Source organism: Chryseobacterium sp. IHB B 17019, from assembly GCF_001456155.1.
Classification (GTDB): Bacteria; Bacteroidota; Bacteroidia; order Flavobacteriales; family Weeksellaceae; genus Chryseobacterium.
In genome coordinates this window covers 23,121-39,561 of sequence record NZ_CP013293.1, presented here as the reverse complement: position 1 = coordinate 39,561, position 16,441 = coordinate 23,121, and the positions used below count along the sequence as shown (strand labels likewise).

17 protein-coding genes are annotated in these 16,441 nt (G+C 37.2%); 10 read left to right on the top strand and 7 right to left on the bottom strand.

The features are described from left to right. The first annotated feature begins 27 nt into the window (after positions 1–27). From ATE47_RS00180 to ATE47_RS00160, 5 genes are all read left to right on the top strand, one after another. A complete protein-coding gene (locus ATE47_RS00180; RefSeq protein ID WP_062160067.1) occupies positions 28–636 on the top strand; it encodes a LemA family protein in 609 nt (202 codons plus the stop codon). Then, on the top strand, positions 636–1,064 hold the full coding sequence (locus ATE47_RS00175; RefSeq protein ID WP_442857070.1) for a TPM domain-containing protein: 429 nt from the start codon (positions 636–638) through the stop codon (positions 1,062–1,064). Before ATE47_RS00180 ends, ATE47_RS00175 begins: the two co-directional genes overlap by 1 nt. After that, a complete protein-coding gene (locus ATE47_RS00170) occupies positions 1,045–1,857 on the top strand; it encodes a TPM domain-containing protein (protein WP_062160065.1) in 813 nt (270 codons plus the stop codon). The genes ATE47_RS00175 and ATE47_RS00170 overlap by 20 nt, the downstream gene beginning before the upstream one ends. A 165-nt stretch (positions 1,858–2,022) precedes the next feature. Beyond that, on the top strand, positions 2,023–2,544 hold the full coding sequence (locus ATE47_RS00165; RefSeq protein ID WP_062160064.1) for an NAD(P)H-dependent oxidoreductase: 522 nt from the start codon (positions 2,023–2,025) through the stop codon (positions 2,542–2,544). Position 2,545: 1 nt separating this feature from the next. After that, positions 2,546–4,429 (top strand): monovalent cation:proton antiporter-2 (CPA2) family protein, encoded by a 1,884-nt coding sequence (locus tag ATE47_RS00160; protein WP_062160063.1) that lies wholly within the window; start codon positions 2,546–2,548, stop codon positions 4,427–4,429. A gap of 2 nt (positions 4,430–4,431) precedes the next feature. Here ATE47_RS00160 and ATE47_RS00155 read toward each other — a convergent pair whose 3' ends face one another. After that, positions 4,432–5,250 carry a head GIN domain-containing protein gene (locus ATE47_RS00155; protein WP_062160062.1) on the bottom strand — a complete coding sequence of 273 codons (819 nt, stop codon included), beginning with the start codon at positions 5,248–5,250 and terminating at the stop codon, positions 4,432–4,434. A 235-nt stretch (positions 5,251–5,485) separates the two neighbouring features. On the opposite strand from ATE47_RS00155, the gene ATE47_RS00150 reads away from it, so the two are divergent. The 3 genes from ATE47_RS00150 to ATE47_RS00140 all read left to right on the top strand — a co-directional run bounded on the left by ATE47_RS00150 (position 5,486) and on the right by ATE47_RS00140 (position 8,675). Continuing rightward, on the top strand, positions 5,486–5,851 hold the full coding sequence (locus tag ATE47_RS00150; RefSeq protein ID WP_062160061.1) for an SPW repeat protein: 366 nt from the start codon (positions 5,486–5,488) through the stop codon (positions 5,849–5,851). Positions 5,852–5,966: 115 nt separating this feature from the next. Further along, the gene (locus ATE47_RS00145) at positions 5,967–8,108 is read left to right on the top strand and encodes a M3 family metallopeptidase (protein ID WP_062160060.1); all 2,142 of its coding nucleotides are present in this window, start codon (positions 5,967–5,969) and stop codon (positions 8,106–8,108) included. 189 nt (positions 8,109–8,297) lie between these two features. Further along, on the top strand, positions 8,298–8,675 hold the full coding sequence (locus ATE47_RS00140; RefSeq protein ID WP_062160059.1) for a YchJ family protein: 378 nt from the start codon (positions 8,298–8,300) through the stop codon (positions 8,673–8,675). A gap of 171 nt (positions 8,676–8,846) precedes the next feature. Here the strand turns inward: ATE47_RS00140 and ATE47_RS00135 are convergent, their stop codons facing one another. From ATE47_RS00135 to ATE47_RS00115, 5 genes are all read right to left on the bottom strand, one after another. Further along, complete coding sequence (locus ATE47_RS00135; protein ID WP_062163385.1) at positions 8,847–9,347, bottom strand: FKBP-type peptidyl-prolyl cis-trans isomerase; 501 nt, start codon at positions 9,345–9,347, stop codon at positions 8,847–8,849. Between the two features lie 99 nt (positions 9,348–9,446). Beyond that, positions 9,447–9,698 (bottom strand): VF530 family DNA-binding protein, encoded by a 252-nt coding sequence (locus ATE47_RS00130; RefSeq protein ID WP_062160058.1) that lies wholly within the window; start codon positions 9,696–9,698, stop codon positions 9,447–9,449. 76 nt (positions 9,699–9,774) lie between these two features. Then, entirely contained in the window at positions 9,775–10,800 is a 1,026-nt protein-coding gene (locus tag ATE47_RS00125; protein WP_062160057.1) for an LLM class flavin-dependent oxidoreductase, read from the bottom strand. Between the two features lie 100 nt (positions 10,801–10,900). Beyond that, entirely contained in the window at positions 10,901–11,971 is a 1,071-nt protein-coding gene (locus ATE47_RS00120; protein ID WP_062160056.1) for an acyltransferase family protein, read from the bottom strand. 16 nt (positions 11,972–11,987) lie between these two features. Further along, positions 11,988–14,129: a S9 family peptidase gene (locus ATE47_RS00115; RefSeq protein ID WP_062160055.1), complete on the bottom strand. Its 2,142-nt coding sequence runs from the start codon at positions 14,127–14,129 to the stop codon at positions 11,988–11,990. 475 nt (positions 14,130–14,604) lie between these two features. On the opposite strand from ATE47_RS00115, the gene ATE47_RS00110 reads away from it, so the two are divergent. Together ATE47_RS00110 and ygiD are read left to right on the top strand one after the other, a co-directional pair. After that, positions 14,605–15,117: a YceI family protein gene (locus tag ATE47_RS00110; RefSeq protein WP_062160054.1), complete on the top strand. Its 513-nt coding sequence runs from the start codon at positions 14,605–14,607 to the stop codon at positions 15,115–15,117. Positions 15,118–15,200: 83 nt separating this feature from the next. Beyond that, a complete protein-coding gene (ygiD, locus tag ATE47_RS00105) occupies positions 15,201–16,028 on the top strand; it encodes a 4,5-DOPA dioxygenase extradiol (RefSeq protein ID WP_062160053.1) in 828 nt (275 codons plus the stop codon). Positions 16,029–16,080: 52 nt separating this feature from the next. Here ygiD and ATE47_RS00100 read toward each other — a convergent pair whose 3' ends face one another. Beyond that, positions 16,081–16,350, bottom strand: a complete 270-nt coding sequence (locus tag ATE47_RS00100) for a hypothetical protein (RefSeq protein WP_062160052.1) — start codon at positions 16,348–16,350, stop codon at positions 16,081–16,083. Between the last annotated feature and the right edge of the window lie 91 nt (positions 16,351–16,441).

Here is a 16,441-nt window from a genome sequence, read left to right as displayed (position 1 = left end):
CACAAAAAATTTTAAAAAAAATAAACTATGAAAAACAAGGGCTGTTTGAGCGCCGGAACCATCGGCATTGCTCTCCTTATCATTGTTGTGGTACTATTCTTCTGGGGAAAAAGCGGCTACAATAGTTTTGTGACAAAAGAACAAACTGTAAATACAAAATGGTCAAACGTAGAAACCGTTTACCAAAAAAGAGCAAACCTTATCCCGAATCTGGAAAGAACCGTAAAATCTTATTCCAAATTTGAGCAGGAAACACTTACTAAAGTAATTGAAGCCCGTTCTAAAGCTACTTCTATCAATGTAGACCCTACGAATATGACAGAACAGGATATCGCAAGATTCCAGGCTGCACAGGGTGAATTAACGGGTGCATTGAGCAGATTAATGGCTGTTGTTGAGCAATATCCGAACTTAAAAGCGGATCAGCAATACATCAATTTTCAAAGAGAATACACCGCCATCGAAAACAGCATCAGAACAGAAACTGTTTACTACAACGAAGCAGCTCAGGATTACAATACATCGATCAAAACTTTCCCGAATAATATTTTGGCGAATTTTACAAACTTTAAAGAAAAACCTTATTTCAAGGCGGATGCAGGAGCTCAGAAAGCACCTGAAGTTTTCTCAGAATAATGGGCAATTTCCTTACAAATCAGCAGATAGCTTCCCTTGTGGAAGCTATTCAGTCAGCAGAAGAACACTCTACCGGCGAGATCAGAGTGCATATTGACTCGAATACCGAAGGTGATAACGCAAAAATTGCCTTTAAAGTTTTCGAAGAATTGTGCCTGAACAAAACCAAAGAAAAAAATGCCGTGCTTTTTCACGTGAATTTCGAACAAAAATATCTTACCATTATCGGTGATACCGGAATTCATGAAAAGGTGCATCAATCTTACTGGGATCATCTGCATGACTATATTACCTCTGAATTTGCTAAAGGAAATTATTATAAAGCCTTAAAAAGTGCCATTCTCGAAACCGGCTTAGAATTAAAAAAATATTTTCCTGTAACAGGAAAAAACCACAACGAACTTCCTAATGAAATTACATTCTCTTAAAATAGTATTTTCATTTTTACTGATCTGCTTTTACACTTTTGTATCAGCACAATACACCGTTCCTGCAAAACCCAAAATTCTTTATCCTGTCTACGATGAAGCCAATATATTAAGCCAGCAGGAAAAAGATGATCTTAATAAAAAGCTGATCGCATTCGCAGATTCTACCTCAACGGAAATTGAAGTAGTGATTATTCCCTCTACAAAAGGTGAAGATGTGAATTTTCTGGCAACCATGTTCGGACAAAAATGGGGAATCGGGAAAAAAGGCGTTGACAATGGCGTTGTTTTCTTAATTGCAACCGAAGATCACACCATGTCTATCCAACAAGGAAGGGCTGTGGAACAATATCTCACGGCATCCGTTGCGGGACAGATTTTGGACTATATCGTTACACCACATTTCAAGCAGGGTGAATGGTATGAAGGAATCAACCGTGGGACTTCAGCAATCATGGAAGCCGTTCAGGGAAAATTCAAACCCTTGAATGATCCGGGTGAAGGTGGCAACGTAAGCATTTCTAAAATTCTTATCATAGCTTTTGTTATTCTCATCATTCTTTCCATTCTTTTTGGAAACAGAGGCGGCGGAAAAGGTGGCGGAAACTATGATGACGACGACGTGATCCTTTCCAGAAGAGGTCGCAGAAACTATCCGGGAGGGTTTTTCCCTTTTCCAGGCAGCTTCGGAGGAGGTGGCTTTGGCGGTGGAAGTTCCGGCGGTGGAGGCGGATTTGGAGGCTTCGGCGGTGGCGGAAGTTTCGGAGGCGGGGGTGCTTCCGGGGGATGGTAGAAATTATCGCCTTTAAATTCTTTAAGTTTAAAGTAACTCAATAAAGTTTTCATCTTTGCTGAGTGCCTTTGCGAACGAAAATATTCTTAATTAAAAATCAATAAACCTATCCAAAACCTACCTTTAATTTAAACTTTTTTCATTAAATTTACTGAAAACAGCTTTATGAAGAAGACGTTGGTAGTTTTTGCGCATCCTTATCTAGAGCACTCAAACTCGAATGTAGAGCTCATTAATTTCTATGTCCGGCACCAACATTTTACGCTTCGGGATCTTTATGAGGAGTATCCGGATTTTCATATTGCCGCTTTCCGGGAGAGAAAAAGATTAAAAAATTATGATCGCTTTATTTTCCAGTTTCCGCTAATCTGGTTTGGAATGCCACCTTTGTTAAGGCTTTGGATTGATGAGGTTTTTGATCGTGACTGGCTAAAAGAAGGTGAAGAAAATCCATTGGAAGGCAAAGAAGTGCATATTCTTGTCACAACAGGAGGGAAGGAAAGATCTTTCAGTAAGGATGGAACTTATAAATACACCATAGAAGAGCTTATCAGCGGTCTTATTGTTTCCCTGAATGTTTTTAAAGCCAATATTAAAAACATCAAAATCGTTTACGAAGCCAATAAATTATCGAAAAAAGACATCATTCTACATAAACAGGAATTCTCAGAACTTCTCAATCAATAGTATGGAAACCAGCTTGGCCATGAATACTCTTCTTTTCTTAGGCGTTGCCATTATTATGGTTCCGCTGGCGAGGAAATTCGGGTTAAGCTCTGTGATTGGGTATATCGCAGGCGGAATTATCATTGGCCCCTACGTTTTACGACTGACGGGAAAGGATGTCGACGACATTATGCATGCCAGTGAGTTTGGTGTGATTATGCTGTTGTTTCTGGTTGGCCTTGAGCTGGAACCGAGGAAATTCTGGGAAATGCGGAAGAAAATCATCGGGTTGGGACTGACCCAGATGCTGTTTACGATTTTATTGCTTTTCCTTGTTTTTATATCTGCCGGCTGGCGTATCGACAAGGCCATTGCGATTGCGATGTGTTTTGCATTGTCTTCTACGGCAATAGTCTTGCAGACTTTACAGGAAAAAAATAATTTAAAAACATTAGCCGGAGAAGCTTCTTTTTCAACGCTTTTGTTTCAGGATATGGCGGTAATTCCCATTTTGGCAATTCTTCCTCTCATTGCCAACTATAAAGCAAAGCATAATGACAGTGATATCCAGGTTCTGATCCAAACGTTACCGGAATGGCTGCAGTTTGCAACGGTGATTTTAGGCGTTGTTATTTTAATTTTACTCGGACGGTATGTTTTTGTACCTTTTTTAAGATATATTTCAAAAACAGGAATGACAGAGCTTCTGACGGCTTCTTCCCTGTTTTTAGTCATTGGAGTTTCAGAATTGATGGTCACGATAGGGTTGTCCCCTGCTTTAGGCGCTTTCCTGGCAGGAGTAATGTTGGCCAATAGTGAGTTTCGGCATGAGCTGGAGGCCCAGATTGACCCATTTAAGGGTTTACTTCTCGCCGTTTTCTTCGTGAGTGTGGGCTCCACTATGAATTTTAATGTAATCCAACAGGATCCCGTTTTTATTTTCAGTACTGTTTTTGCAGTTTTAATGATAAAATTCGTTGTTCTTTATTCCATCGGAAAGTTTTTCAAAATTGATACTCCACAAAGTTTATTCTATGCTTTTGCCCTTTCGCAGGTGGGTGAATTTGCCTTTGTATTGATTAATTATGCTTCAAGCCTTTATCTTTTAAGCCCAGAATTGAATGCGCAAATGATGGTCGTCACCGCAATCACAATGTGCATTACTCCTTTTCTTTTAATTATTAATGATAAGCTGATTATATCAAAATTCATCAAAGAAGTCCCGGAAGGCGATCACGATTATAATATTCTGGACAGCAATGTTTCCCAAAAGAGAATCATCATTGTTGGCTTCGGGCATTTTGGGAGTACAGTCGGGCGGCTTTTGAAAGCGAATAAAATCTCCGCAACCGTTCTGGACAGAGATTCTGACCGCGTGAAGCTTTTAAGAAGCTATGGTTTTAAAGTATATTACGGTGATGCTACGAAAATCCCGACTTTAAGAGCCGCCGGAATCGAAGAGGCGGAAATCCTGGTTTTATGTCTGGATGATACTGATGATAATAAATTCATTGCTGATCTTGTCCGTGAGCATTATCCCTCCGTGAAAATCTTTGTAAGAGCCAAAAACAGGATTGATGCTTATGATTATTTAAATAACGGAATTACTAATATTTATCGTGAAACCTTAGGGACAGCCGTGGATATGGCAGTAGATGTTCTTCATGAAACCGGAATGCGGAAATATGCCGCACGACGTCTCGCACAAAGGTTTATGGCCATTGATAAAGCTTCCGTAAAAAAGCTGGCAAGGATGAAAGACGAGGAAGATGAGCTTATTCTCTTTGCAACAAAAGAAATCCTCCAACGAGAGGAGGAATTATTGGCTTATGATAATCTTAATTTTGATAATCGTGAGTGGGAAGGTTCCTCATCAGGGGAAGATGATGAGGAAACCGAACAATAATTTTACTGGATGCTTACACTTCCACCACTACTTTCTTCTTTCGTTACCGTTGTAACGTTTCCTTTTTTATAAGCATTCACACTTCCACCTGATGATGCTTCTGCTTTTATAGATGATGTTGCACTGATCTGCACGCTTGCACCGCTTGATGCTTCTGCGTTTACATTATCCGCAACCACATCTTCTGCAGAAATACTACCTGCTGAAGAAGCGGTAATCTCAGCATTTTTTGCCTTTCCGGAAATATTAATACTTGCAGCAGATGAAGCATCTACATCAAGATCAACAGCCCAGATTTTCCCAGTGAAATTACTGCTGCTGTCTGCGGAAATATCAAAATCATTGGCTTCAAGATCTCCGGAAACTGTTCCCGCACTTGAAACTTCGATATTCATTTTTTCCTGAACGAATTTATCTTTTACCGTAATTTTTGCAGAAGAATTTGCATTTAATTTTGAGAAATCTTTAGTGTAAATTTTAGCTGAAACATTGTTCGAATTCATCACCCTGATTCCGGGTCTGTAATGAATGTGAAGGTTTCCGCCGCTGTTATCCACCAAAATCTCGTCAATAATATTTTCAGGAGCAGAAATCACTACTTTTTCTACATCTGCTTTTATAACCTCAGCATCAATTGCCTGAGAAACTTCAATCTCATCAAAATCGCCTGTTACCTCCTTTTGTTTCATGGGACCGTGATCTTTGTCTACAACCTTTTCTACCCAATTGTTTTTTTCATTATCATGGTTTCTGCGCTCATTTTTTTCACACGAGGTTAATAGCACAAAGGCTGAAAAAATAAAAATAGTTTGTGATTTCATGTTTATTGCTTTATAATTTTAGTTAATGTCTTTTATTAATAACAACTAATTTATAAAAAATATTACATCTGTTTAAATTATAATATTACTTCAATCATAATTAAGCTTTTTCTTATATAATTTTTCTATAGAAATTAAAATAAAACATTCTAAAAATCAATAACTTATACCACATCTTTTCTTTTGATGGTACAAAAGTTGAACTAAAACAGACCACACCACAAAAAATATTATTATGATTTCATCAAAAACTCATGCCGTACTGGATTACCTTGTGGGCATACTGTTAATTGCCGCCCCATGGCTTTTAGGATTTGCTGATAACGGCGCTGCAACCACGATTCCTGTTGTACTCGGGATATCAACAATAGTGTACAGCCTTTTTACAAATTATGAGTATTCAATTGCTCGTATGCTGTCTTTCAAAACCCATTTGACCATTGATTTTGTCGCCGGTTTACTTTTACTGGTATCTCCATGGCTGTTTGGTTTTCATGAAGAGGTTTATCTGCCACATGTCATTGTGGGAGCATTTGAAATATTGGCTGTACTGATGACAAGAAAAGTAACATCAACTGCACATAAGCCGAAACAGATCTAGTCATTTTTCGAATATAGTAAGAAGGTTTTTCTGATTCTTCAGGAAAGCCTTTTCTATTTATTTAAGCATCGTTTTAGCTTAAGTTTTAATATCTTTATGCTTTAATAAATAATTTATGAAGAAGATTTCATCAGTATTATTAATTTCTGCATTAGCATTTAATCAATCCTGTACTACAATGAAAAATACGGATACAAAATTGGAGGCTCCCACACCGGACGCTTCCCTCTCATCCAATCCCTTTATGAAGAAAAGCAGTCTTCAGTACGAAGCTCCTGAGTTTGATAAAATTAAAGATGAACACTTTAAGCCGGCTTTTGATTTCGGACTTAAGCAACACGATGCCGAAATTCTGAAAATTGCCAATAATTCTGAGGCCCCGACTTTCGAAAACACCATCGTGGCTCTGGAAAAAAGTGGTGAAATCTATAAAAGGACACGCATTGTATTTTCAAATCTTACAAGTGCCAATACAAATCCTACTTTACAGGCTTTGGATGAACAGTACGCTCCTATTTTTGCAGCGCACTCCGATAAAATGTATCTTAATGAAAATCTTTATAAAAGAATAAAAGCCATTTCTGAAAACGGTCTGGATTCTGAAAGCAAAAGATTACTACAATATTATAAGCAAAATTTTGAAATTGCAGGTGCAAATCTTTCTGCAGCCGACAAAGAAAAATTAAAACAAATCAATCAGGAGCTGGCTTCATTGTCCACCCAATATTCAAACAAGCTATTGGAAGCGAGAAAACAGGGCGGAGTTTTCTTTACAGATGAAAAAGAATTAGACGGGCTTTCTGCAGATGAAATCGCAGCTGCCGCGACCGATGCCAAAAATGCAGAGAAACCCGGGCAATATCTTCTGGCGTTACAAAACACAACACAACAGCCTCTTTTACAAAACCTTAAAAACAGAGCATCAAGGGAAAAGCTGTTCAAGGCATCTTGGCTGAGAGCAGAAAAAGGTGGTGCGAGCGACACAAGAGAAACGGTTGAGAAACTTGCAAAATTAAGGCTTAAAAAGGCCCAGGTTTTAGGCAAAAAAAGCTTTGCAGAATGGAAATTGCAGGATCAGATGGCGAAAAACCCGACGGCTGCAGTGAAATTAATGAATCAAATTGCAACACCTGCCGTAGAAACGGCAAAACGTGAAGCACAGGATATTCAGGACCTCATCGATCAGCAAAAAGGCGGCTTCCAAGTTGAACCTTGGGACTGGAATTTTTATGCTGAACAGGTAAGAAAAGCAAAATTCGATTTGGATGAAAACCAGATTAAGCCTTATTTTGAAATTACGACAGTTTTGGAAAAAGGAGTTTTCTTCGCTGCAGAAAAGTTTTATGGATTGACATTCAAAAAGAGAACAGACCTTCCAGTATATCATCCCGATGTGGTTACCTACGAAGTTTTCGATCATGACGGGAAATCCCTTGCCATTTATTACCTGGATTTTTACACCAGAGATTCTAAAAACGGTGGCGCCTGGATGAGCAATTTTGTTGAGCAATCTTATCTTTTGGCAACAAAACCGGTTATTGTCAACTGCTACAATTATCAGAAACCGGCACCGGGAAAACCTTCATTAATTAGTTATGATGATGTTTCAACAATTTTCCATGAATTTGGACACTCTATCCACGGGATGTTTGCGAGCCAGAAATATCCATCACTTTCAGGAACCAATGTACCGAGAGATTTTGTAGAATTTCCTTCTCAAATCAATGAACATTGGGCTTTGGATCCTATGGTCTTAAAAAATTATGCTCTTCATTACGAAACAAAACAGCCGATTCCACAGGCTTTAGTTGATAAAATCAAAAAAGCGGCAACCTTCAATCAGGGATATATGACAACGGAATTAGTTTCTGCTGCTGCGCTGGATATGGACTGGCATACTGTAACCAATGAAAATCAGTTGATTCCTGTTTTAGATTTCGAAAAACAATCTCTGGCAAATCATGGATTTACGTTAGCATCGGTTCCTCCACGTTATCATACTCCTTATTTTGCTCATATCTGGGGAGGTGATTATTCTGCGGGATATTATGCTTATTTATGGTCTGAAACTCTTGATAATGATGCATGGGAATGGATTGAAAATAACGGTGGGCTTACCAGAGAAAATGGTGACCGTTTCAGGAAATATATTCTTTCCGTTGGAAATTCTGTGGATCTGAACCAGGCCTTCAGGGATTTCACAGGACATGATCCGGATATTAAGCCTTTATTGAGAAGCAGGGGGTTTATTAAATAAAATCTTAAAAGCATTCATTTACTTGGATGCTTTTTTTTATTTAACACAAATTTACACGAATATTTTTTCACAAATAACACGAATCGCATATAAGTAGGAACGGGCTTTGGACCAAACCTAAATATATTGCGTCATTTGTGAAAAAATATTCGTGTAAATTTGTGTTTAAAATTAAATCAAATCAAAAAAATGAATTGTCCCTGCTGTTCCGGAAAATCATACGAAGAATGTTGTAAACCTTACCACACCGGAGAAAAACATGCCCCGACCGCTGAAGCATTGATGCGCTCAAGGTTTTCCGCATTTGCAATTCCGAATGGTGAATATCTGATGGAAGCAACCCTTCCCGGAAAAAGGAAATATCATAATAAAAAAGATCTTCAGGAATGGGGAGAAATCAACCAATGGACAAAACTGGAAATTATCCGGACACCGGCCTTGAACCAGGTTGAATTTAAAGCATATTATACTGATCAGGACGGAAATCCACAGGTTCATCATGAGTTTTCAATATTTCAGAAAATGCATGAGCGTTGGTATTATGTTTCAGGTGAGTTTATGGATTAAAATAATCAAACTTCAAATTAAATTTAACCAAAAGATTATATGTTAATTATATAAGTTCATATAAACTGTAATAAGAACATATAGCTTTAAAATTTTTGAAAATGTCTTTTGTGTTAAAGATCAAAAAAAATGCCCGATAAAATCGGACATTTATAATATATATAATATTTTTTAGTGAGCGTCGGTTCCGTCAATTCCATGAGCGTGACCATGTGACAACTCTTCTTGTGTCGCAGGACGTGTGTTCAAAATTTCCACCTGGAAATCTAAAACTTTCCCAGCCATTGGGTGATTAAGATCTACCACTACAGCTTCAGGTGTTACTTCTACTACAAATGCCTGGAAGTTATTCCCCTGATTATCAGATAGAGGTAAAATTGCTCCCACAGGCGGAGTCCCAGAATCTTTGAACATTTCAAGCGGCAATTGCGCAATGGCATCCGGTTGTTTGTCACCGTAAGCTTCTTCCGGCTGAATTGTAAAAGCAGCTTTATCACCAGCTTTTAAACCAAGAATATTTTGTTCAAACTTTGGGATCATCATTCCTACACCGTATAAAAATGTAAGTGGATTTTCTGCTGTTGTTTCTTCTACAAGAATCTTACTCCCATCCTCTTCGATAGTATGAAGTATGTAACTTACAGCTACAACATGATTGTTTTCGATTGTCATATTTTCTTTTTTTGACGTGATATTATTCACGATTAATCGCACAAATATACTGTTTTTGAAATAATTAAACGGGAGAAAAACTTATGCACCATTCGGTTTTCAGTTTTCGTTTTTTGTTTCATTCCGTTTTTTCTGCCTTAAAACATATAGATACAAACTCTCCACTTTAGCTCTTGCCCAGTCTGTTTTACGTAAAAACTTCAGGGAAGAATTAATGCTCGGATTGTCTGTAAAACATTTGATATTAATCTGTTCGCCCAACTTTTCAAAACCATTATAATATTCTACCAATTCCTCAAGAATGGCATCAAGTCGTTTTCCGTGAAGAGGATCTTTGGATGGCTGCTGCATGTTTTTTTTGTAAAATTAAGATATTAATTATAAAACAATAAAAACCCTCCGTTGAAATTCAGCGAAGGGTTCATTTTTATAAATCTTTAATAACCGGTTTTACTTCTTTCCCGAACAATTCAATTGATTTCATCATAATATTGTGAGAAGGATCTCCTACATCCATGTGACCAATAAACCTTGTAATCCCGAAGATTTCTTTTAAATAAACAATTTTATCTGCCACTTCTTTAGAGTTTCCGATGAATAAAGCTCCATCTTCCCCTCTTCCGCTTTCATATTGCATTTTGGTGAAAGGAGCCCAGCCTCTTGAAGCGCCGATTCTGTCCACCTGTGACTTATAATTAAGGAAATATCCGTCAATTACTTTAGGATCGTCACTTACAAAAGTATGAGAATGTACTGCAATCTGCATTTTTGATTCATCATGTCCTGCTTTTTTATACTCCTGTTTGTAGAATTCAATTAAATTTTTAAACTGAATCGGCATTCCTCCGATAATGGCAACTACCAAAGGCATTCCTAGTTGTGCAGCACTCAAAACCGATTGCGGAGTTCCGCCAACTGCTCGCCAGATCGACAATTTTCCATCATTTTTTGCTCTTGGATAAACGGTTTGGTTATTCATCGGGGCACGTAATTTTCCGGACCACGTTACGTTTTCTTCTGAATTTATTTTTAATAATAATTCTAATTTTTCATCGAAAAGCTCCTCATAATCTTTCAAAGAATAGCCGTAAAGAGGAAAAGATTCTATAAAACTTCCACGTCCCACAAATATCTCTGCACGCCCGTCAGAAATCAAATCTAATGTTGAAAAATCCTCATATACTTTTACCGGTTCGGATGAACTTAAAACCGTTACCCCACTCGCTAATTTTATATTTTTTGTAATACTTGCAGCCGCAGCGAGAACAATTTCCGGAGACGAAACCGCATAATCCGGACGGTGATGCTCTCCCATTGCAAAGACATCAATTCCTATTTCGTCCATTAATTTTACCTGCTCAAGAATTTCACGGATTTTTACGCCCGCATCTCTATATTTTCCGGTTGTCTGGTCAATTGACAAATCTCCAAACATTCCTATTCCTAATTCCATATTGTTGATTTTAGTTGAACAAAATTAGTGTAATAGAAAACCAAAAACATTGATCTTTGATAAGAAGTAAGGTAAGGCTGAGGCTAAGATTGAGATTGAATTAATTTTTAAGTTTTAAAAATTGTTTTTCAAAAAGATGATAGGATAATACTGAAAATATTACAGTTAAAGTAAATGATAAGGCGGTTATTGCAACCCAATTTAATTCAAAATTAGTTCCTATTTTTAAGAATAAACTAATGCATATTGTGTGGAACAAATACAAACCATAGGTATATTTTCCCAATTTGGCTAAGATACTTTTATCAGAAATTTTAAATACATTTTTCTCTCCAAGCGTAAATAAAATCAACCCAGAAAATAGAATAGCAAAAAGAAATGAGCTTATTTTAAGATCAGGAATTGCATTTGTATTGGCAACAATTAAAATAATTCCAATGATCGAAACGGCATAAAAATATTTATAAATAGCCGGAATTTGACCTAATTTTTCAATAATATCTTTCTTAAAAACAAAAATATAAGCCGGAATCGCCCCAAAAGCAAAAAAGTGAATATTCGTAAAAAGATCTAACATATTAAGATCATATTTTTCATAAACAGTCTGCATGATGAAAGAAAAAATAATACACCCAAAAAGCAGTTTCGGAATATTTTTTAAAGAAATAAAATAAAAAGCCAGGCCCCAGACAATATAAAAATGCTCTTCCACACAAAGCGACCAAATCACAGACAACGGCGCTACATTCGGAAGCTGATGGGTGAACATGGACACATAATTTTCCAAAAAGGTGAGTGTAAAAAACCAATTCGGCTGATACCCTTCATCAGAATAAGAAATATTAAAAGAATCAAGAATAAAAGGCGTGCACATCGCAAATAAAACCATGGCGTAATACAATGGCCAGATTCTTAATATTCTTCTTTTAAAAAACTTTTCCAATGAAATTTTTCCCTGATTATTAACTTTTTCAAGAATAAGAATATAAGTGATTAAAAAACCACTTAAAACAAAGAAAAAAGAAACACCAATCCCTCCTTCATGAGAGAAATAGTACAAAATACTATCTTCAGGAACGGGGGAATGGCGCAAGAAAACTAATAAAAAAGACAGGAATCTCAGAGAATCAAACGTATGAAAGTGGATTCTGTCTATTTTTACTAAGTTCATTCTGTATTTTTAGAGATTATTTCTTCAAATATAAGTCAAAATAATCTGTCACTTTCTGCATCAGATGCACTCTGTCTTTTCCGATCACATTGTGCGGATGTCCCGGATACATAAAGTAGTCCAACTGAACTCCGTTATCAACTGCAGATTTGATGAATTTCACCGAATGCTGCCAAACCACCACGTCATCCTGAGCTCCGTGAATCATTAATAATTTACCTTTTAAATTCTGAACTTTATCCAAAAGATTCGACGTTGCATACCCTTGCGGATTTTCCTGTGGCGTATCCATATATCTTTCGCCGTACATGATTTCGTACATGCTCCAATCGATCACGGGACCGCCTGCAACACCTACTTTGAACACTTCAGGATGACGAAGCATGAAACTCGTCGTCATAAATCCGCCAAAACTCCAGCCGTGAATTCCCATTCTTTCTGAATCTACGTATGGAAGTGATTTTAAATATTCCACCCCTTTCATCTGGTCATTCATTTCGGTTGTTCCTAAGTTTCTGAAAACAGCCTGCTCAAACTTCAAACCACGATTCGCAGAACCTCTTCCGTCCATCGTGAAAATGATGTAGCCATTTTGAGCCATATATTCATACCAAAGATTTCCGGAAGCCGGGAAAGTGTTCGTAATCAACTGTAAATGTGGACCGTTGTATAAATAAACAATGACCGGATATTTTTTATTCGGGTCAAAATTCGTCGGAAGAATGATTTTTCCGTATAAAGGAGTTCCGTCGTCTGCTTTTAATTCTACATTCTTAATTTCCGGACGCTGATAATTTTTTAAAGTGTTTTCAGAAGTTAAAATATTATTGAATTTTAAGGTATTTGTATTAATAATATTCGCAACTCTTGGGGTATTTGCATTGCTGTAGATATCGTAAAGATAATTTCCGTCACTGCTCAAAATTCCCGTGTGAACACCTTCCGCACTGTCTAAACGCTGCATTTTGAAGTTGGTCCAGTTGATTTTATAGATATGTTTTTCTAAAGGCGTTTCCTTCGTAGAAGTGAAATAAATTTCCTTTTTCTTTTCATTAAAGCCTAAAATATCAGTAACCAGCCAATCTCCTTTTGTAATCTGTGCAATCAGTCCTTTTTCTAAACTATAATGAAATAAATGATTGTAACCCGTTCTCTGACTTTGCCAGATAAAATCTGTATTGGAATTCGGGAAGAACGTCAATGGATGTTGTGGTTCAACATATTTGTCGCTTGTTTCTTCGAATAAAGTCTTTACCAAATCTCCTGTCGCAACGTCGTATTGATTCATTTTCATGTGATTCTGACCTCTGTTCAGCACTCCCACGAAAATATATTTTGAATCCGGGCTCCACGTTACAGCCGTTAAATACTGATCTTTTTCACCTTCAATTTTTAAGAAAGTTGTTGCCTGAGTTTTAATATTGAAAACTCCCAAAGTAACCTGATGAGAAGTTTGCCCGGCCATCGGGTATTTGATATTGTGATTAACTGCGGGAGTTACAGACCAATCGATAATCGGATAATCTGCAACCATTGTCTGATCCATTCTGTAGAAAGCCAGACTTTCAGAGTTCGGAGCGGGAAAAATTCCTGTATCAATCCCGAATTCGTTTCTGTGGACATTTGAAGCGCCGTTTAGAATATTTTCATCCGAATCATTCGTTACAGCAATTGTTTTTCCGTTTTTATTGACAAATAAATTATTTTTTACTGTAAAGGCAAAAGTTTCATTATCTCCGAAAACTTTTACATTAGAAGCATCTTTATCTATGGCAACAGAGGTTTTCGTTTTCCAGTCGCTTCCGGATTTTTCTACCCAGACCATTTTGTCACCAGAATTGAAATAACCGTGAGAATTGCTGATAAATTTAATCTGCGGAACTGCATTGAATTTATTGTCTGCAAGGTTTTTATTCAATTGCATCAGAGACAGTAATGTATCTTGTTTGCTTGTTTTCAAATCAGTGATTAAATATCCTCCTTTTACCGCCTGAATGTATGATTTCCCATCATTTGACCATGAAAATTGAGAGATATTTTTAACCGCCAGATTCGTTCTCAAGCCGTTAACAGCTTCCGCCATCGTAAATTTTTGGGTCTGAGCAAATGCCGAGCCGCCCAAAACCATCATCAATAAAGAAAACTTATATAATTTCATTGTATAAAATTGAATCCATCAAAAATAAGAAATAAAAACCATACGTTAAGAAGTGTTAAAATAAAAGATTCATAAAATGATATTAATGGATTGATAGGATTTATTTCTTAAATTAATAGTGGTTTTGGTTGACAGTTGTTATTGATATTGGTGACTTCGAGAACCTCAGTCACCAGTTTTGGGTTGAATATTGTAATAAAGACTGCAATCCTAGCCCCGATAGAAACGGCATCCTTTTTTGTTGCGGCTGGAGCAAAGCGGAAGCCGTAACAAAAAAGATATAGTGGATAGCGGGAAAAGCTTCTAAAGGATGGAAGTTAGGAGATGGAAGTTGGGAGATGGAGGATGGAGGTTTACACGTTATGGATATTTGTTTAAAATATAGCGGAAATCATTTCTTATCCTAAATCAATGATTTGTACCCGTAACCTGTACTACATTTGCATCATACAATAACAATAAAAAATATAATACAATGGCTACAAAATGGAACCTAGACCCAGCGCATAGTGAAATTACTTTCAAAGTAAAACACATGATGATTTCTAATATTAAAGGAAATTTTACCAATTTCAATGCAGAAATCGAAGCTGAAGATGATACTTTTGCGAACGCTAAAACTACGGCAACAATCCAGACAGATTCTATTTCTACACACAATGCAGACAGAGATAATCACCTGAAATCTGCAGAGTTTTTCAACGCTGAAGCAAATCCTACCATCACATTCGATGCTCAGGCTCTGAACGGTACTGTTACAGGAAATCTTACCATCAACGGAATTACAAAACCTGTAACTCTTGATGTAGATTTCAACGGAATCAACGTTGACCCGTGGGGAAATACTAAAGCAGGTTTTTCTTTTGAAGGTAAAATCAACAGAAAAGATTTCGGATTAAACTGGAATGCAGCTCTTGAAGCAGGAGGTGTAATGGTAAGCGAAGATGTAAAGCTTGCCGGAGAATTACAGTTTGTGAAACAAGCTTAAAAGTATAAGAACAATGATAAAAGAGTAAGGAATAAAGATCAAAGTCTTTGTTCTTTGCTCTTTTTTCTATTATCTAAATAAAAATGAACCTCAACGATCTACAAAATATAAGCGAAAATTTTGGGAATACTCAAAGAATGCCTGTTTTATTTCTCGGGCATGGTTCGCCTATGAATGCAATTGAAGAAAACCAATTTGTACAGGGTTTCCGAAAAGCGGCGACAGAGATCCCGAAACCGAATGCTATTCTGTGTATTTCCGCACATTGGTTTACGAACGGAACAAAGGTAACCGCCATGGATCTGCCGAAAACCATTCATGATTTTGGAGGCTTTCCCCAGGCTTTGTTTGATGTTCAATATCCCGCTCCCGGAAATCCGGAATTGGCGAGAGAAACAGCTGAACTTTTGGCTCCTGTTTTAGTTGAAGAGGATCACAATTGGGGTTTGGATCACGGCGCGTGGTCGGTTATCAGGCATATGTATCCTGATGCGGATATTCCTGTGATTCAGATGAGTATTGATTATACAAAATCTCCGCAATATCATTTTGATTTGGCAAAACGGTTGAATAAACTTCGTGACAAGGGAATTTTAATTATCGGAAGTGGAAATATTGTTCATAATTTAAGATTGATTGACTGGCGAAATATCAACACGGTCGGATCCGGCTGGGATTGGGCAATTGAAGCCCGTGAGAAAACCAACAACTGGCTGTTGGACGGGAATTTTCAGAACATTATTGATTATCAAAAACAAGGAACTTCTTTGCAGTATGCAATTCCTACGCCTGATCATTACTTACCGCTGATTTATAGTTTAGGTTTAAAAGATAAATCTGAAAATCTGACCTTATTTAATGATGCGTTAATCGCCGGTTCGCTGAGCATGACGAGCGTGAGAATTGGATAAATAAAAAATCGGAAGATAGCTCCTCCGATTTATGACAATTAAAATGCTGCAATTAGATTCTATGAATAGAAACAACATGTGGCTCTCCATTAATTGGAGCATAAATTTCCACAATTGCTTCCCAAACCACTTGCGAAGGTGGCATTGAAGCAATACATCTATAACGGTAGTTGGTACCGTTTACCAATTGTGTAGATACTTCCTGAGGCGTGTATTTTACCCCAACGAATCCGCGCATTGCTTCATCAAATACTTTTTGATCTTCTGGTGTAAGAGCATGATATTTTGTCCACCCTCCTACTACTAATTCTTCTGTTGCCATGATTAATATTTTGTTTTCCTACTCTTGTGGCTTTTCGGATTTCGCCCCGTTTGGATGGTTTCTGGTCTCCATGGTTATAAGTTTTTAGATT

What these genes read in the sequence shown, in the direction of transcription:
- ATE47_RS00180 (WP_062160067.1), top strand. Translation starts at nt 28, where the DNA reads ATGAAAAACAAGGGCTGTTTGAGCGCCGGAACCATCGGCATTGCTCTC.
- ATE47_RS00175 (WP_442857070.1), top strand. Translation starts at nt 636, where the DNA reads ATGGGCAATTTCCTTACAAATCAGCAGATAGCTTCCCTTGTGGAAGCT.
- ATE47_RS00170 (WP_062160065.1), top strand. Translation starts at nt 1,045, where the DNA reads ATGAAATTACATTCTCTTAAAATAGTATTTTCATTTTTACTGATCTGC.
- ATE47_RS00165 (WP_062160064.1), top strand. Translation starts at nt 2,023, where the DNA reads ATGAAGAAGACGTTGGTAGTTTTTGCGCATCCTTATCTAGAGCACTCA.
- ATE47_RS00160 (WP_062160063.1), top strand. Translation starts at nt 2,546, where the DNA reads ATGGAAACCAGCTTGGCCATGAATACTCTTCTTTTCTTAGGCGTTGCC.
- ATE47_RS00155 (WP_062160062.1), bottom strand. Translation starts at nt 5,250, where the DNA reads ATGAAATCACAAACTATTTTTATTTTTTCAGCCTTTGTGCTATTAACC.
- ATE47_RS00150 (WP_062160061.1), top strand. Translation starts at nt 5,486, where the DNA reads ATGATTTCATCAAAAACTCATGCCGTACTGGATTACCTTGTGGGCATA.
- ATE47_RS00145 (WP_062160060.1), top strand. Translation starts at nt 5,967, where the DNA reads ATGAAGAAGATTTCATCAGTATTATTAATTTCTGCATTAGCATTTAAT.
- ATE47_RS00140 (WP_062160059.1), top strand. Translation starts at nt 8,298, where the DNA reads ATGAATTGTCCCTGCTGTTCCGGAAAATCATACGAAGAATGTTGTAAA.
- ATE47_RS00135 (WP_062163385.1), bottom strand. Translation starts at nt 9,347, where the DNA reads ATGACAATCGAAAACAATCATGTTGTAGCTGTAAGTTACATACTTCAT.
- ATE47_RS00130 (WP_062160058.1), bottom strand. Translation starts at nt 9,698, where the DNA reads ATGCAGCAGCCATCCAAAGATCCTCTTCACGGAAAACGACTTGATGCC.
- ATE47_RS00125 (WP_062160057.1), bottom strand. Translation starts at nt 10,800, where the DNA reads ATGGAATTAGGAATAGGAATGTTTGGAGATTTGTCAATTGACCAGACA.
- ATE47_RS00120 (WP_062160056.1), bottom strand. Translation starts at nt 11,971, where the DNA reads ATGAACTTAGTAAAAATAGACAGAATCCACTTTCATACGTTTGATTCT.
- ATE47_RS00115 (WP_062160055.1), bottom strand. Translation starts at nt 14,129, where the DNA reads ATGAAATTATATAAGTTTTCTTTATTGATGATGGTTTTGGGCGGCTCG.
- ATE47_RS00110 (WP_062160054.1), top strand. Translation starts at nt 14,605, where the DNA reads ATGGCTACAAAATGGAACCTAGACCCAGCGCATAGTGAAATTACTTTC.
- ygiD (WP_062160053.1), top strand. Translation starts at nt 15,201, where the DNA reads ATGAACCTCAACGATCTACAAAATATAAGCGAAAATTTTGGGAATACT.
- ATE47_RS00100 (WP_062160052.1), bottom strand. Translation starts at nt 16,350, where the DNA reads ATGGCAACAGAAGAATTAGTAGTAGGAGGGTGGACAAAATATCATGCT.